This is a genomic window from Arthrobacter sp. AG258, from assembly GCF_004364695.1.
GTDB lineage: Bacteria > Actinomycetota > Actinomycetes > Actinomycetales > Micrococcaceae > Arthrobacter.
Map to the genome: position 1 here is coordinate 102519 of NZ_SOBI01000009.1, position 15581 is coordinate 118099.

The following is a 15581-nucleotide window of genomic DNA, read 5'->3' on the forward strand; positions in this document are numbered from 1 at the left end:
CCTAATCCGCGGCGCTTTTGTGACGCGCGCATGCCACACCCGGGCCGCGCGGCGCGATTGTTCTTGACTGTTGCGGCCGTCACATCCTAGGCTTTGAAAACTCCTGTTGCCTATAAGGCAATACTGGAATCCCCAATACTGGAATCCCCTCCGTTCGTCCGCGGCGGTTCCGCGGGCCCTCGCCCCCGGTCCCATACCCGGCGCCCAACAGCTCCAAGGAGCCCTTCACATGGATGCAAGTGCCATCAACATCGCCATCGTGGTGGTGTATCTGCTCGCAATGCTGGCCTTCGGCTGGTGGGGCAAGTCCCGCACCAAGAACAACAGTGACTTCCTGGTTGCCGGCCGCCGGCTGGGCCCCTTCCTGTACACCGGCACCATGGCCGCGGTGGTCCTGGGCGGCGCGTCAACCGTGGGCGGCGTGGGACTTGGCTACAAGTTCGGCATCTCCGGGATGTGGCTCGTGGTGGCCATTGGCGCCGGGGTCCTGCTGCTGAGCCTGCTCTTCGCCGGCACCATCCAAAAGCTGAAAATCTACACCGTGTCCCAGATGCTCACCCTCCGGTACGGTAGCCGGGCAACGGAGGCCTCGGGCATCGTCATGCTCGCCTACACCCTGATGCTCTGCGCCACCTCCACCGGTGCGTACGCCACCATCTTCGTGGTCCTGTTCGGGCTTGACCGGGCCCTCGCCATCGCGATCGGCGGAGCCATTGTGCTGGTGTACTCCACCATTGGCGGCATGTGGTCCATCACCCTGGCGGACCAGGTCCAGTTCGTGATCAAGACCGTGGGCATCTTCTTCCTGATGCTCCCCTTCACCCTTAACGCCGCCGGCGGCCTTGACGGCATCCGCAGCCGCGTTGATGCCAGCTTCTTCCAGATTGACGGGATCGGCGTCCAGACGATCATCACCTACTTCGTCGTCTACACGCTGGGCCTGCTGATCGGCCAGGACATCTGGCAGCGGGTCTTCACCGCCAAGACGCCCAAGGTGGCCCGCTGGGGCGGAGCCACGGCCGGCGTCTACTGCATCCTGTACGGTGTGGCCGGTGCGCTGATCGGCATGGCCGCCAACGTGGCGTTGTCCAACGTCAAGATCGCGGCCAAGGACGACGTCTACGCCGAAGTGGCGCAAAACCTCCTGCCCGTCGGCATCGGCGGCCTGGTCCTGGCCGCCGCCGTAGCTGCCATGATGTCCACCGCGTCCGGCGCACTGATCGCCGCCGCCACCGTGGCAAGGGCGGATGTCCTGCCGTTCGTCGCCGGCTGGTTCGGCAAGGAGGTTTCCACCGGCGATTCCGAGAACCCGGAGCACGACGTCAAGGCCAACCGGGTGTGGGTCCTCGCGCTGGGCATTGTGGCCATTGTCATCGCCATCATCACCAAGGACGTAGTTGCGGCCCTGACCATTGCCTACGACATCCTGGTGGGCGGCCTCCTGGTGGCCATCCTGGGCGGCCTCGTCTGGAAGCGCGGCACCGGACTGGCAGCAGCGGCATCCATGGCAGTCGGCTCCGTGGTGACCTTGGGCACCATGATCATCCTGGAGGTCAATGCCAAGGCGCCACTGGACGGCATCTACGCGAACGAGCCCATCTACTACGGCCTGATCGCCTCGGCCATTGTCTACGTCGCCGCCTCGCTGCTCACCCGCCCCACCGACCCCCTGGTCATGCAGGCCTGGCAGCGCCGCGTGGCCGGGCAGGAGCCGAAGGAAGCTTCCGAGGAAATCCTCGCCGGCCACTGACCGGACACAGGCTTCAACGCACGACGACGGCGCCTCCTTTCGCTTCCAGGCGGAAGGAGGCGCCATCGTCGTTGGTCCTACTCCCCTTCGCCGCGGAGCTCGTCATCATCCAGCGGGACCTCGCGGTCCTCGGCGTCGATGACGACCGGAGGGGCCTTGACCACGGGCTCTTCCTGGTCCAGGAATTCATCCTCCGCGTCCCAGCCGGCATCGTCCACCGGGGCATCCTCGGCGTAATCGTAGGCGGGGTCCGCTTCTACGGCGTCCAGGTGCGGCATGTCGGGGTGCTGTCCGGTGGTGCCCATGATCCAACCTCCGTGTTTCGCCTGGCGTGCTCTTTCGGGACGGGCGAAGGCCGCGCCACCCCTTCATCACAGCACCGGCGGGGCTGGGGGTCAAGGGCCGCGGCGGCACCATCAAAGGCCGCGGAATCCAGGAAATACGGGGTGTTTTTTACGGTAAACCGAAACTCCCCAGCGAGGTTTGCCAGCCAAAAAACCGCGGAAAATCGCAGTACGCTGGCAGGGCAAAGGCGCCGCAACCATGCCCTTTCCAAACCCAGGAGTACCAGTGTCGCAGCACGCCCAGTCCGAATCCCATGCCGTCCCGGAGGCCGCCACGACCCCCCGGAGCCAGCCCTCGCCGTCGAACATCAAACGGTGGCGCCAGTACCTCGCCGACGAGCGCGCCGAAGCCGCCGTCTACCGCGACCTGGCGCAGAACCGCGAAGGGGAAGAGCGGTCCATCCTGCTGGCCCTGGCTGAAGCCGAAGGCCGGCACGAGGCGCACTGGCTGGCCCTGCTGGGCGAGCACGCGGGCAAGCCGAAACGGGCATCCGCCCGAAGCCGGTTCCTGGGGTTCCTGGCCCGGCACTTCGGCTCCGTCTTCGTGCTGGCCCTGGCCCAGCGGGCGGAGGGCCGCTCCCCCTACGCCAAGGACCCCAATGCCACCGAGGCCATGGCGGCCGACGAACAGATCCATGAGGAGGTGGTCCGGGGACTGGCAACCCGCGGCCGCAACCGGTTGGCCGGCACGTTCCGCGCCGCCGTCTTCGGTGCCAACGACGGCCTGGTCAGCAACCTCTCCCTGGTGATGGGCATGGCGGCGTCCGGAGTGGCCAGCAGCGTGGTGCTGCTCAGCGGCATCGCCGGGCTCCTGGCCGGCGCCATGTCCATGGGGGCCGGCGAGTTCATTTCCGTTCGTTCCCAGCGGGAACTGCTGGCAGCCACGCGCCCCACCCAGGTCACCCTGGCGGCTGCGCCCAAGCTTGACCTCGAACACAACGAACTCCTGCTGGTGTACCTGGCCCGTGGGATGTCCCGGGAGGCAGCCGAACACCGGGTGGCCGAGCGCACGGGCCTGCTGTCCTGCGACTGCGACCCGAGCCTGTCGCTGCAGCCGGAGCTGCCGGAGGAAGAGGATCAGCATGAGGCAGTAGGCACCGCATGGGGTGCCGCGCTCTCCAGCTTCTGCTTCTTCGCATCCGGCGCCATCATTCCCATCCTGCCGTTCCTGTTCGGCCTCACCGGCGTTGCCGCCCTCGTGGTGGCGGGGTCCCTGGTGGGCATCTCCCTCCTGGCCACCGGCGCCGCTGTTGGCCTGCTGTCCGGCACGTCCCCGCTGACCCGCGGCCTGCGCCAGCTGGCCATCGGCCTGGGCGCCGCCGTCATCACCTACCTGCTGGGCCTGCTGTTCGGCACGGCGGTGGGCTAGCCGCCATCTGCCCACACTCCGTGGAGGTCTTCGGGCGCCGTTCAGCGGCGCCGGAGGACCTCCACTGCTTCGTCCACTGTGTCCACCAGGAAGATATAGTCGGCCATGGTGCGCCCGGCGGCCAAGCTTGCCAGCATGGGCCATGCCGGGTATTCCTGTTCCCAGTGCCGGCGCCCCACCAGCACCATGGGAGCCACCTTTTCCCGGGCACCGTAGTAGTTTTCGCAGGCGTCCTGGAAGATCTCCTGGACCGTGCCCGCGGCTCCGGGGAGGAACACGATGCCGCCGTGGCACAGTTGCAGGAGGATGGCTTCGCGGATGGCGTTGGCGAAGTATTTTGCGATGTGCGTGGCGAAGTAGTTGGGCGGCTCATGCCCGTAGAACCAAGTGGGGATCCCCAGGGACGGAGTCCCGCCCGGGTGGCGGTCGACGACGGCGGCGGCCGCGCGTGCCCAGGCCGAGACCGAGGGCCGGAACCCGGGGACGGCGGCGAGCGCCGTGAGCTCCCGCTGCAGGTCGTCGTCGGACGCCCCGCTTAAGTACGCACCCAGGTTCGCCGCCTCCATGGCGCCGGGTCCGCCGCCGGTGGCCACAACATGGCCGTCGCGGGCAAGCAGCCTGCCCAGCCGCGCCGCCTGGGCGAACCCCGAACTGCCGCGGGGCGCCGCATGGCCGCCCATCACGCCGACGATGGACCGGCGGTTCCAGGGCGCGGAGCGGGTGAGTTCGTCGAGCGCATCGCCGATGGCGTGGTCGTGCAGGGCAGAGGCCAGGGTCGCGTCCACGCGATGGCGCTGGCCGGCCTGGATGCTCCAGTGGTAGATGCGGGCATCGGGAAGTTCCTCGTAGGGAGAGGAAGCCAGCCCGTCGTAGAGCTCGGCCGGGGAATACAGGGTGGCGCGGTAGGGGTCGAACGGGACGCCTTCGAGCCGGGGAAAGATCAGCGCGCCACGGCTGCGGAGGTTGGCCTCCATGCCGTCGTCGAAGAGGCAGCCAAGGAACATGGCCCCCTCAACATCCACCCTCTTTAGGTCCGCGGCCCGCCCCCGGAGGTCCAGCGACTGGGCGTGCCAGCCATGCAGGTTGACGGCGCCGCCGGCAACCAACCGGTCGAAGCTGGCCAGGTCCTGGACTTCGAGGTTGCGGGGACGGGGGCCAAGGCTGCCGGCGAAGTTCACGGTTGCTGCCCTCCGGTCCTGGTCATGGAGCCAGCCTAGGGCACCGCAGGTGCACGGCGGGGCTCTGCCGCATGGCGCGATGGGCGCCGGGCCTGTCCCGTCCGGCCACCAGCCGCGACTTCCCTTGACGCCCGGAACCCGCCTGCTACGATCGAGCAGGATAGTATGTCCTATCAAGAGAACATATAGGCGCTCGGTACGTCGGCACGCCGCCCGGACCGACTGCCGCGCAGACACCAAAGGCGAGGGACCGCACCGTGGCGAACAACCTGGGACTGAACATCGACCGTTCCTCCCCCGTACCCCTGTACCACCAAGTGGTCCAAGGGATCGAAGCCGCAATCTACAGCGGGGTGCTCGAACCCGGCAGCCGGCTGGACAACGAAATCGACCTGGCCGCCCAGCTCAACCTCTCCCGGCCAACCATGCGCAAGGCGATGGACGAACTGGTGCGTTCAGGCCTCCTGGTGCGCAAGCGCGGTGTGGGAACCCAGGTGGTGTCCAGTCAGGTGCGCCGCCCGCTGGAGCTCTCGAGCCTCTACGACGACCTCACCAACAACGGCAAAAAGCCCACTACCGAGGTCCTGAGTTTTTCCCATGTGGAGGCGGACGACGCCACCCTCACCACGCTCCAGCTTCCGGCCGGCTCCAAGGTCTACCATTTCACCCGGCTTCGGAAGGTGGCCGGCAAGCCGCTGGCCCTGATGGAGAACTGGGTGCGCGACGATATCGCCGACATGGACGAGGCCATGCTGGGGGCCGAGGGCCTGTACTCGATCCTGCGCCGTGGCGGCGTGAACTTCCGGCTGGCCAACCAGCGCATCGGCGCCGTGAATGCCAACGACTACCAGGCATCCATGCTGGACACAGCCGCCGGTTCCGCCCTGGTCACCATGGAACGCACGGCCGTGGATGACACCGGCCGCCGCGTCGAGACCGGGCACCACGTCTACCGGGCCGATTCATACAGCTTTGAAATGACCCTCGTACAGCGCTAGCGCAAAGGAACACCGCCATGACCAACTGGGTCTATCCCCTGGGCACAGCCGCGGACGGAAAATGGGACGTTTCGATCGGCACGTCCGACTCCTCCCTCTCCGTGGAGGGCTGGGCACACACGGGACTCAAGGTGGCCACCTTGCCGGCGGGCGCCGCCGTCGACCTTCCCGCCGCAGGCGAGGAACGGATCGTGGTGCCCCTCAGCGGATCGTTCACCGTGACAGTGGACGGCACGGAATACCCGTTGGCCGGCCGCCCGGCCGTTTTCGCCGGCCCCACCGACGTACTCTATTCCGGCACCGGACGCACCGTCCGCATCACGTCAGCCGACGGCGGGCGGGTGGCCGTTGCCACCGCCCCGGCCCGGGCCTCGTACCCCACCCGGGTGGTGCCCGCCACCGACATCCCGGTGGAACTGCGTGGTGCGGGCAACTGCTCCCGCCAGGTCCACAACTTCGGCACACCGGCAGCACTCGAGGCGGACCGCTTCATCGTTTGCGAAGTCCTCACCCCGGCCGGCAACTGGTCCTCCTACCCTCCCCACAAACATGACGAGGAGACGGACGGCGAGACCTCCCTGGAGGAGATCTACTACTTCGAAACCCAGGTAGCGGCCGGCGGCGCGGCACCTGCCGATGTGGATGCCATTGGATACCAGCGCGTCTACGCTTCGGACGAGCGGCCCATCGATGTCTCGGCAGAAGTCCGCACGGGCGACGTTGTGCTGGTGCCCTACGGCTGGCACGGCCCCGCCATGGCTGCCCCGGGATACGACCTCTACTACCTGAACGTCATGGCGGGCCCGGGGCCGGTGCGCGAATGGCTGATCAGCGACGACCCGCACCATGGCTGGGTACGGCAGGCCTGGGAGGGCCAGGACATCGATCCCCGGCTGCCCTTCGGGGCCTAACCAAAGGCCGGGCGCTTCTTTTCCCGGCCCGGCGGCCTAGCGGACCGCCAACGGTTCCGCCGCCTGCACCTCGCCGGCCGTCCGCTGTTCGCCGCGCTTGGCGGCCGCCGCTGCGAACGCCATGACCACCACTCCCGCAAGGGTGATGACAGCCCCGGCCCAGATGGGCGACGTATAGCCGAATCCCGCAGTAATGGTGACGCCACCCAGCCAGGCGCCCAGGGCATTGCCCACGTTGAACGCACCGATATTCGCCCCGGAGGCAAGCGTGGGAGCGCCGGGGGCATACTTCATGACCCGCATCTGCAGCCCGGGAACGGTGGCGAAGCCGAAGCCGCCCATCAGGACCAGTGAGATGACGGTGAGCACCGGATTGGCGGCGGTGACGGCAAAGGCCACCAGGACCACGGCGAGGATGGCGAGCACCACCAACAGCGTCCGGTCGACGTTGCGGTCTGCCGCTTTTCCGCCCAGCGTGTTGCCGGCGAAGAGTCCCACGCCGAAGACAATCAGCAGCCATGGCACGGTGGAGGCGGCGAAGCCGGACACCTCGGTCAGCGTGTAGGCGATGTAGGTGAACGCGCCGAACATTCCGCCGAAGCCGAGGATGGTCACCACGATGGACAGCCAAACCTGCCCGGAGCGGAAGGCCCGCAGCTCGGAGCGGAGGCTGCCCGCCTTGTCGGCTTCACCGGCCTGCCGGGGCACCAGGGCAAGGATGCCGGCGAGGGCGGCCACCCCGATGACCGTGATGGCCCAGAACGTAGCCCGCCATCCGGCGGCCTGGCCCAACAGCGTGCCGAACGGAACGCCCAGGACATTGGCGGCGGTGAGTCCGGTAAACATCAGCGCAATGGCACCGGCCTTCTTGCTGGGCGGAACCATGCCCGCGGCCACCACGGCGCCAATTCCGAAAAAGGCACCGTGCGACAGGGCGGCGATGATCCGGCCCAGCATCATGGGCCAATATCCGCCGGCGGTGGCGGAGAGCAGGTTTCCTGCGATGAACAGGACCAGCAGGGCAGCCAGCACCGGCTTGCGTTCAAACCTCGTCACGGCTGCGGTGAGGCCCAGCGCGCCCACCACGACGGCGAGAGCGTAGCCGGAGATGAACCATCCGGCGGAGGCCTCGCTGACGCCGAAATCCGCGGCCACCTGCGGAAGCAGGCCGGCGATGACAAATTCGGTGAGTCCAATTCCGAAGCCGCCGAGGGCGAGGGCTATCAGGCCAACAGGCATGGAAATGCTCCTTCGAGTTGCAGGGGTTGGTTGTCCCGTGGAAGGGAAGGCGCCTAAGATAGTTGCAGGCGCGGTATTTATTGTTGCACATGCAAATATACCGCGCAAGCAACTATCTGCGTTCAATGATCGATGGCCGCCCGTTTGGCGCCATTGTGGTGAAGGAGCAACCATGGGCATCAAGGACGACGCCGTTGAGGTACGCGCCCAGGGGTGGCGCACCTTGGCGGCCCTGCATGGCTTGATTGAAGGTGAGCTGGAACGTTCCCTGCAGGCCGAGTCGGGGCTTTCTGTGGTGGAGTACACCGTGCTGGATGCCCTCAGCCGGCAGGACGGGTGGCATATGCGGATGCAGCAACTTGCCCGCGCCACGGCACTCAGCCCCAGCGCCACCACCCGGCTGGTGAACCGGCTGGAGGACCGCGGCCTCCTGACCCGGATCCTGTGCGACGACGACCGCCGCGGCATCTACACCGAGCTGACCGGCAGCGGCATCAACCTGCTTTCTGAGGCCCGGCCGGTCCACGATGCCACCCTGGAGCGTGCGCTGGACCAGGCCCAGGCTGTCCCGGAGCTGGCGCCGCTGGTGGACGCCCTGCCCCGGTTGCACGCGCCGGCATAAAGCAGCCCCCGGAAGGATCAGCACGCGGGCTGCTGCTTCCTGCGCGGTAACGGACGGGGAGGGTCAGGGAACCTTGGCCGCGGCGTCCGTGGGGTGGCCGGCGGCGACGTTCTTGAAGTAGTGCTCCAAGTCCTCCAGGCTCTTGTCCTTGGTCTCCGGCACGTACTTGGCGGCGAAGCCGATGGCACCGATGCCCAAGCCGGCAAACACGAAGAAGGTGTTGGAGATCCCGATGACGGCCAGCAGCTGCGGGAATCCGAAACCGACCAGGAAGTTGACGGTCCACAGCAGGAACGCCGAAGCACCCATCCCCAGCCCCCGGATCTTCAACGGAAAGATTTCCGAGAGCATCAGCCACGTCACCGGTGAAATCGCGCCTTGCTGGAAGGCCAGGAACGTCACGGTCAGGGCCAGGATGGCGAAGCCCCTGTCCGGGCCTTCGGGGAGGATCAGCGAGAAGAGGCCGATCAGCAGCAGCGTCGTCGTGGTACCAATTTGTCCCGTGATCAGCATCCTGCGCCGGCCCACCTTGCCCAGCAGCCAGATGCCCACGAACGTGGCAAGCACCGAGATGGCGCCGTTGGCGATATTGGCCGTCAAGGCGGCCTCGCGGCCAAAGCCTGACGTGGAGAGGATCTGGGTTCCGTAGTACATGATCGAGTTCACGCCGGTAATCTGCTGGATCACGGCAAGGCCCAGTCCCACGAAGAAGATGCGCCGGAGCCATGGGATGCCGAGGTCCTTCCACGAGCCCATCGTGGACTTGCCGTCTTCCAGGGCCATGGCTTTGACTTCTTCGAACTCCCTGGCTGCTTCCTCCTGCGATCGGATCCGCTGCAGCACCCTGAGCGTCTCGCCGAAGCTGCCAGTGGACGCCAGCCACCGGGGGCTCTCCGGCATGAAGTTCATCCCGATCCACAAAGCGATGGCCGGCAGCGTGGCGATCACCAGCATCCAGCGCCAAATGCCGTGCGACCCGCCGAACGTGTTGCCCAGGCAGGCGTTGAAGGTGAACGCCAGCAGCTGCCCGGTGACGATCATGAGTTCGTTTCGCGTGACAATGCGGCCGCGCCGGTTTCCCGGCGCCACCTCGGCCAGATACACAGGGACCGTAACGGACGCCCCGCCCACGGCGAGCCCCAGGACGAACCGGGCGGCGACCATCACCCCGGTGTTCGGCGAGAAGGTACAGGCAAGGGTGCCCGCCAGGAAGATCACGGCCAGCCCCATGAGCATCAGCCGCCGGCCGTGGCGATCCGCCAAGCGTCCGCCGAACAATGCACCGAAGGCCGCACCGAACAGCAGGGACGACGTGACCAGGCCCTCGGTCAGTGGTGTCAGGCCCAGGTCCTCCTGCATGTACGGCAGTGCCCCGTTGATTACACCGGTGTCATAGCCGAAGAGCAGGCCGCCCAAGGTGGCGATGATGGTGGCAGTCCGCAGTGCCCGCCTGTGGTTGCCCGGCGGGATGGTGGCGTGCTGCAGCCCGTGCGACGCATGCTGGTCAGGAGTGGATTTCACATAAACACTCCATTGTGGACCAGCAGGGATGCGGACACAAAAGAGGGACGGATGGCCGGCCCGTCCCCCTCCTGTCCTACTTGTACAGGTCCGGCTTTGCGGCCAACTTCACGGCCACCTTTTCACCGTTCTTCTGCGCCTCGACGCCCGCTTCGCAGCACGCGGCGGTGGCGTACCCGTCCCAGGCGGAGGGGCCGCCGATCCCGCCCTTAAGTGCCGCGTCCACCCACGACTGGATTTCGACGTCGTACGCGGCTCCGAAACGCTCCTCGAACCCTGGCGTGACGTTGCCGCCCCAACGGCCGGCGCTGCGCGTGTAAGGGCCGGTGTCCCCGCCGATGCTGACGATGCCGTCCTCGAAGGTGGCCTGGGTAGCCACTTCGTAGCCGAACTTGGCATTGACGTAGATTTCGACGTCGGCCAGGACCCCTGACTCGGTTTCAATGAGGACGTGCTGGGGATCGTGCTGGCCGTTGGGCGCGGTCCTGGTTGCCTTGCCCAGGCGGACCTGGACGCTGGTGATTTCCTCACCGGTGAAGTAGCGGATGGCGTCGAATTCGTGGACGACGGAGTCGTTGATGAGCATCTCGTTGGTGAAGCCTTCGGGGGTGGTGGGGTTGCGGTGCTGATGGTGCAGCATCAGCAGCTCACCCAATTCCTGGTTCCGGATGATCGAGCCAAGGGCTGCGTATTCGGCGTCGAAGCGGCGCATGAAGCCCACCTGGATGCGCTGGTGGCCCAGGGCAACCTCGGCTTCGACGATTTTCCAGGATGATTCGGCGTCCGGGGTGAGCGGCTTTTCGCAGAGGATAGGGATGTCCTTGGCGAGCGCTTTGAGCAGGATGTCCTGGTGGAGGAACCCCGGGGTGGCGATCAGCACCGCGTTGACGCCACCGTGAGTGAGGGCTTCCTCGGCGTCGGTGAGGGCAACGGCACCGGGGATGCCTTCGATGGCGGCCTGCGCGCGGGCAAGGTCGACGTCGACGACGGCGGCAACTTCTGCTCCGTGGATGCGCTTGCTGAGGCGCTGGATGTGGTCTGCGCCCATGCGGCCTGCCCCGATAACGGCGACGCGGAGGGATTCAGTCATTGTTCAGTCCTTCTGGTTCTGGAGGGAAGGGAGGTGCAGTCCGCCTGTCCTGGTCCGTCAATTGACAGTGGTGCGGGAGCCGCAGGACAGCAGGTAGTTTCGGGTGCGCTTGGCGATCGGCATCGGAACGTCGAAGGCCACGGGGTACATGTCCTGCTCCACGATGCCGAGGATGGGCCGGTTCAAGGCTTCCACTGCGTCGATGACCGCACGCAGGTCGGGCAGCCCGTTCGGCGGTTCGGTCATGACTCCTGCGAGGTTCGCCGCGGCCCAGGTCATGTTCTCGTCGTTGACCTTCTTCAGGATCTCCGGGTTGACCTGCTTCAAGTGCAGGTAGCCGATCCGGTCCGGGTAGTTTTTGATCAGTTCCAGGCTTGAGGCGCCGCAGTATTCTGCATGGCCGGTGTCCAGGCACAAGTTCAGGTATTTCGGGTCCGTGGCGTTCAGAAGGGTTTCAATGTCCTCCTGGGCTCCCACGTGCGAGTCTGCGTGGGAGTGGAACTGCTGCTGCAGGCCAAAGTCCTCCAGGAGGGTCTTGCCCAGGCGGTCGTGGCCGGCGAACAGGTCGCGCCAACCCTTCTCGCTCAGTGTCCCGCTCTCCACGGCTTCGCCGGTGACGTCGTCGCGCCACATGGCCGGGATGACCACCATATGCTCTCCGCCCATGGCGGCGGTCAGTTCAGCGACTTTCCGGGCAGGTTCCCAGGCGGTTTCCCACTGGTCCAGGCCGCGGTGGAACGCGGTGAATACGGTGCCGGCGGTGACCTTGAGGTCACGCTGCTTCAGTTCTTCGGCAAGCCGGATGGGATCGTTGGGCAAGTAGCCATAGGGGCCCAGCTCGATCCATTTGTAGCCTGATTCGGCCACCTCGTCGAGGAAGCGTTCCCACGGGGTCTGCTGGGGATCGTCCGCGAACCAGACGCCCCAGGAGTCCGGTGCCGTGCCGATGATCAGCTTGTTCTCAGTCATGTGCCTGTTCCTTTGGAGGGTTTCGGCAGGTTCAACCACCGGTGGTTGAACGTGCCGAAACCGGATGGGGACTAGTTGGAGGGGAAGTTGTAGGAGGCGCCGGAGGCGTGGTGGGTTTCGGGCCAGCGGGAGGTGACCACTTTGCCGCGGGTGTAGAAGGAGACGCCTTCGGGACCGTACATGTGCTTGTCGCCGAAGAGGGAGGCTTTCCAGCCGCCGAAGGAGTGGTAGGCCACCGGTACCGGAAGGGGCACGTTAATGCCGATCATGCCGACGGTTACCGAGCGCTGGAACGTGCGGGCGGCCGCGCCGGAGGAGGTGAAGATGGCGGTGCCGTTGCCGTAGGGATTGGCGTTGATCAGCTTGATGCCGTCCTCGAGGGTATCGACGCGGACCACCACCAGGACGGGACCGAAGATTTCCTCCGTGTAGGCGGTCATTTCGGTCTTGACATGGTCGAGGACGGTGGGGCCTACCCAGAAGCCGTTTTCGTGGCCGGGGACCACCAGGTCGCGGCCGTCCACCACCATGGCGGCGCCGGCGGTTTCGGCGTCGGTGACGATCCGGACAATGCGTTCCTTGGAGGCCGGGGTGATGACAGGGCCCATTTCGGCGCCGGGCGCGGTGCCGTTGTTGACCCTCACGGCTTCGGCGCGTTCCTGGACCTTTGCCACCAATGCATCGGCGGCGTCTCCGACGGCGACCGCGACGGAGATGGCCATGCAGCGTTCGCCGGCGGAGCCGAACGCGGCGGCCGCGAGGTGGTCCGCCGCATTGTCCAGGTCGGCGTCGGGCAGGACGATGGCGTGGTTCTTCGCCCCGCCCAGCGCCTGGACGCGCTTGCCGTGCCGGGTGGCGGTCTCGTGGACGTACTGGGCGATCGGGGTGGAGCCGACAAAGGAGATGCCGTCCACGTCCGGGTGGGTGAGGAGCCCGTCCACGGTTTCCTTGTCGCCGTGCAGGACCTGGAACACGCCGTCCGGCAGCCCGGCTTCCTTCCAAAGCTTGGCCAGCAGCAGGGAGGCGGAAGGGTCGCGTTCGGAGGGCTTCAGGATGAAGGCGTTGCCCGTGGCAATCGCCATCGGGGCCATCCACAGCGGCACCATGACGGGGAAGTTGAACGGGGTGATGCCCGCAACCACGCCGAGCGGTTCACGGAAGGAGAAGACGTCGATGCCGGTGGAGACCTGGTCCGAGTAGTCGCCCTTGAGCAGGGTGGGGATCCCGCAGGCGTACTCCACCACTTCCAGGCCACGGCCGATCTCGCCCTTGGCGTCGGAAAGGACCTTGCCGTGCTCGGCGGTGACCAGGGCCGCGAGTTCATCCACATGGGCGGCGACGAGCTCGCGGAACGTGAACAGCACTGCGGTACGCCTGGCCAGGGAGGTCTCGCCCCAGGAATCGGCGGCCTTGCGGGCAGCGGCGACGGCGGTGTCCAAGTCGGCCCGGTTGGCCAGGCGCAGCTCGCCGGTGACCTGGCCGGTGGCCGGGTTGTAGACGTTCGTGGTGCGGTCGCCCTCGCCCGGGGTTTCGGCGCCGTTGATGAAGTGGTTGATCACGGTAGCTTCAGTGGTGGTGGCAGTCATGGAACTCTTCCTTGAGTAGGGGAAAGTGGGTCAGCCGAGCAGTTTGCGCTGGCGTGACTTGTGGTCGGCGTAGGCCCCGTAGGCCTGCGTGGTGGAGTCCAGTTCGGAAACCTGCGCGACCGGAACGTCCCACCAGGACTCGGAGGATGGTGCGTCCAGGAGAGGATCGGACTCGACATGGATCAGGATGGGCCCGCTGCCCTCAGGGGCGGCTTTGGCATCGCGGATGGCCTGCTCCAGTTCGGCGATCACCTTCTCCCCGGGTTCGATCCTGATGACCTTCACGCCCAGGGATTCGGCGTTCAGTGCAAGGTCCACCGGCAGGGTCTCGCCGGTGTCGAAGCTGTGCTGCTCCTCGTCCAGGGCCCGGTAGCGGGTGCCGAAGCGCTGCGAGCCCAGGGATTCGGACAGGGAGCCGATGGAGGCGTATCCATGGTTCTGGATCAGGACCACGATCAGTTTGATGCGTTCGGCGACCGCGGTGACCAGTTCGGTGTGCATCATCAGGTAGGAGCCATCGCCCACCATGACGACGACGTCCCGTACGTCCGCGCGGTCCCCGCCTGCCGCCGTCGCACGCGCCGCTTCGGCGAGCACTGCCCGCTTGACCCCGAGGCCGCCGGGAATTTCGTAGCCCATGCAGGAGTAGGCGTATTCGACGTGGTAGCCGAACGGGTCGCGGACGCGCCACATCTTGTGCAGATCGCCGGGCAGGGACCCTGCAGCGCAGATGACCACATCCGCCGCGTCCATGGCCCGGTTGGTGGCGCCGATGATTTCGTTCTGCGCCGGCAGCGGGGTGTACCGGGTGTCGAACGCCTGATCCACGGTGGCGTCCCAACGCTTCTTCTCCGCCGCGACCTTTTCCGCCAGGTCTGCGCCGGTACGGTAGCCGCCCAGGGCCGCGTTCAGCTTCACCAGCGCCTTGCGGGCGTCCGCGACGATCGGAAGGCTGGTGCCGTGCTTGTAGGCATCGAGCGGGGCGACGTTGATGTTGATGAACTTCACGTCGGGGTTCTGGAACGCTGTGCGTGACGCGGTGGTGAAGTCCTCGTAGCGCGTGCCGATGCCAATGATCAGGTCTGCCTCTGCGGCAATAGCGTTCGCCGCGGTGGTGCCGGTGGAGCCGATCGCTCCGAGGGAGTGCTTGTGGTCCCACGGCAGGACGCCGACGCCGGCCTGCGTGTTGCCCACCGGGATGCCCGTCAGCTCGGCGAACTTTGCCAGTTCGTCGTTGGCGTAGGCGTAGAGGACGCCGCCGCCGGCGATGACCAGCGGGCGCTTGGCGGCGCGGATCGCCGCCGCGGCGCGGGCGATGTCGTCGTCGTCCGCCTCGGGGCGGCGGATCCGCCATTCCCGCTCGGCCAGGAATTCCTCCGGGACGTCGAGCGCCTCGGCCTGGACATCCTGCGGCAGCGAAATAGTCACCGCCCCGGTTTCGGCCGGGTCGGTCAGGACCCGCAGCCCGTGGTGGAACGCGGAGAACAGCTGCTCCGGCCGGGAGACCCGGTCGAAGAACTTGGACAGCGGCCGGAACGCGTCGTTGACCGAGAGGTCATGGGCGTACGGCTGTTCGAGCTGCTGCAGCACCGGATCCGCGACCCTGGTGGCGAACGTGTCAGAGGGCAGCAGCAGGACCGGCAGCCGGTTGGTGGTGGCCAAGGCGGCGCCGGTCAGCAGGTTCGAGGACCCCGGGCCGATCGAGGTGCTGATGGCGAACGTCTGGCGGCGGCGGGTGTGCCGGGCGTAGCCGACGGCCTGGTGGACCTGGGCCTGCTCGTTCCGGCCCTGGTGGTAGGGCATCAGGGACGGGTCCTGCTGCTGGTATTGCTTCAGCGCCTGGCCAACGCCGGCAACGTTGCCGTGGCCGAAGATACCGAAGGTGCCCGGAATGAGCCGCTCCCGGTAGTCCACGCCGCCAACGTTGTCAACGGTGTACTGCTTGGACAGGTATTCGACGACGGCCTGGGCCACCGTCATCCTGCGTGTTCCTGTGGTGCCCAT

13 protein-coding genes are annotated in these 15581 nt (G+C 66.7%); 5 read left to right on the plus strand and 8 right to left on the minus strand.

Going from position 1 to position 15581, the window contains the following annotated elements; translation table 11 throughout:
- Positions 1 to 229 precede the first annotated feature (229 nt).
- Positions 230 to 1750, plus strand: a complete 1521-nt coding sequence (locus DFO47_RS17790) for a sodium:solute symporter (RefSeq protein ID WP_133832494.1) — start codon at positions 230 to 232, stop codon at positions 1748 to 1750.
- Between the two features lie 77 nt (positions 1751 to 1827).
- Here the strand turns inward: DFO47_RS17790 and DFO47_RS17795 are convergent, their stop codons facing one another.
- A complete protein-coding gene (locus DFO47_RS17795; RefSeq protein ID WP_018762204.1) occupies positions 1828 to 2055 on the minus strand; it encodes a hypothetical protein in 228 nt (75 codons plus the stop codon).
- Between the two features lie 265 nt (positions 2056 to 2320).
- Here DFO47_RS17795 and DFO47_RS17800 point away from each other — a divergent pair, with 265 nt between their 5' ends.
- Positions 2321 to 3463, plus strand: a complete 1143-nt coding sequence (locus DFO47_RS17800) for a VIT1/CCC1 transporter family protein (protein ID WP_133832495.1) — start codon at positions 2321 to 2323, stop codon at positions 3461 to 3463.
- Between the two features lie 41 nt (positions 3464 to 3504).
- Here the strand turns inward: DFO47_RS17800 and DFO47_RS17805 are convergent, their stop codons facing one another.
- The gene (locus DFO47_RS17805) at positions 3505 to 4641 is read right to left on the minus strand and encodes an LOG family protein (RefSeq protein WP_133832496.1); all 1137 of its coding nucleotides are present in this window, start codon (positions 4639 to 4641) and stop codon (positions 3505 to 3507) included.
- A gap of 257 nt (positions 4642 to 4898) precedes the next feature.
- Here DFO47_RS17805 and DFO47_RS17810 point away from each other — a divergent pair, with 257 nt between their 5' ends.
- Both DFO47_RS17810 and iolB read left to right on the plus strand, forming a co-directional pair.
- Positions 4899 to 5639 (plus strand): GntR family transcriptional regulator, encoded by a 741-nt coding sequence (locus DFO47_RS17810; protein WP_018762201.1) that lies wholly within the window; start codon positions 4899 to 4901, stop codon positions 5637 to 5639.
- 17 nt (positions 5640 to 5656) lie between these two features.
- Entirely contained in the window at positions 5657 to 6550 is an 894-nt protein-coding gene (iolB, locus tag DFO47_RS17815) for a 5-deoxy-glucuronate isomerase (protein ID WP_133832497.1), read from the plus strand.
- 36 nt (positions 6551 to 6586) lie between these two features.
- Here the strand turns inward: iolB and DFO47_RS17820 are convergent, their stop codons facing one another.
- Positions 6587 to 7789 carry an MFS transporter gene (locus DFO47_RS17820; protein WP_133832498.1) on the minus strand — a complete coding sequence of 401 codons (1203 nt, stop codon included), beginning with the start codon at positions 7787 to 7789 and terminating at the stop codon, positions 6587 to 6589.
- A 172-nt stretch (positions 7790 to 7961) separates the two neighbouring features.
- Here DFO47_RS17820 and DFO47_RS17825 point away from each other — a divergent pair, with 172 nt between their 5' ends.
- The gene (locus DFO47_RS17825) at positions 7962 to 8411 is read left to right on the plus strand and encodes a MarR family transcriptional regulator (RefSeq protein ID WP_018762198.1); all 450 of its coding nucleotides are present in this window, start codon (positions 7962 to 7964) and stop codon (positions 8409 to 8411) included.
- Between the two features lie 63 nt (positions 8412 to 8474).
- Here DFO47_RS17825 and DFO47_RS17830 read toward each other — a convergent pair whose 3' ends face one another.
- The 5 genes from DFO47_RS17830 to iolD form a co-directional block, all read right to left on the minus strand.
- On the minus strand, positions 8475 to 9932 hold the full coding sequence (locus tag DFO47_RS17830) for a sugar porter family MFS transporter (RefSeq protein WP_133832499.1): 1458 nt from the start codon (positions 9930 to 9932) through the stop codon (positions 8475 to 8477).
- Positions 9933 to 10008: 76 nt separating this feature from the next.
- Complete coding sequence (locus DFO47_RS17835; protein ID WP_133832500.1) at positions 10009 to 11022, minus strand: Gfo/Idh/MocA family oxidoreductase; 1014 nt, start codon at positions 11020 to 11022, stop codon at positions 10009 to 10011.
- 57 nt (positions 11023 to 11079) lie between these two features.
- Complete coding sequence (locus DFO47_RS17840) at positions 11080 to 11991, minus strand: sugar phosphate isomerase/epimerase (protein ID WP_133832501.1); 912 nt, start codon at positions 11989 to 11991, stop codon at positions 11080 to 11082.
- A gap of 71 nt (positions 11992 to 12062) precedes the next feature.
- A complete protein-coding gene (locus tag DFO47_RS17845) occupies positions 12063 to 13577 on the minus strand; it encodes a CoA-acylating methylmalonate-semialdehyde dehydrogenase (RefSeq protein WP_018762194.1) in 1515 nt (504 codons plus the stop codon).
- A gap of 30 nt (positions 13578 to 13607) precedes the next feature.
- Positions 13608 to 15581 carry a 3D-(3,5/4)-trihydroxycyclohexane-1,2-dione acylhydrolase (decyclizing) gene (gene iolD, locus DFO47_RS17850; RefSeq protein WP_208294430.1) on the minus strand — a complete coding sequence of 658 codons (1974 nt, stop codon included), beginning with the start codon at positions 15579 to 15581 and terminating at the stop codon, positions 13608 to 13610.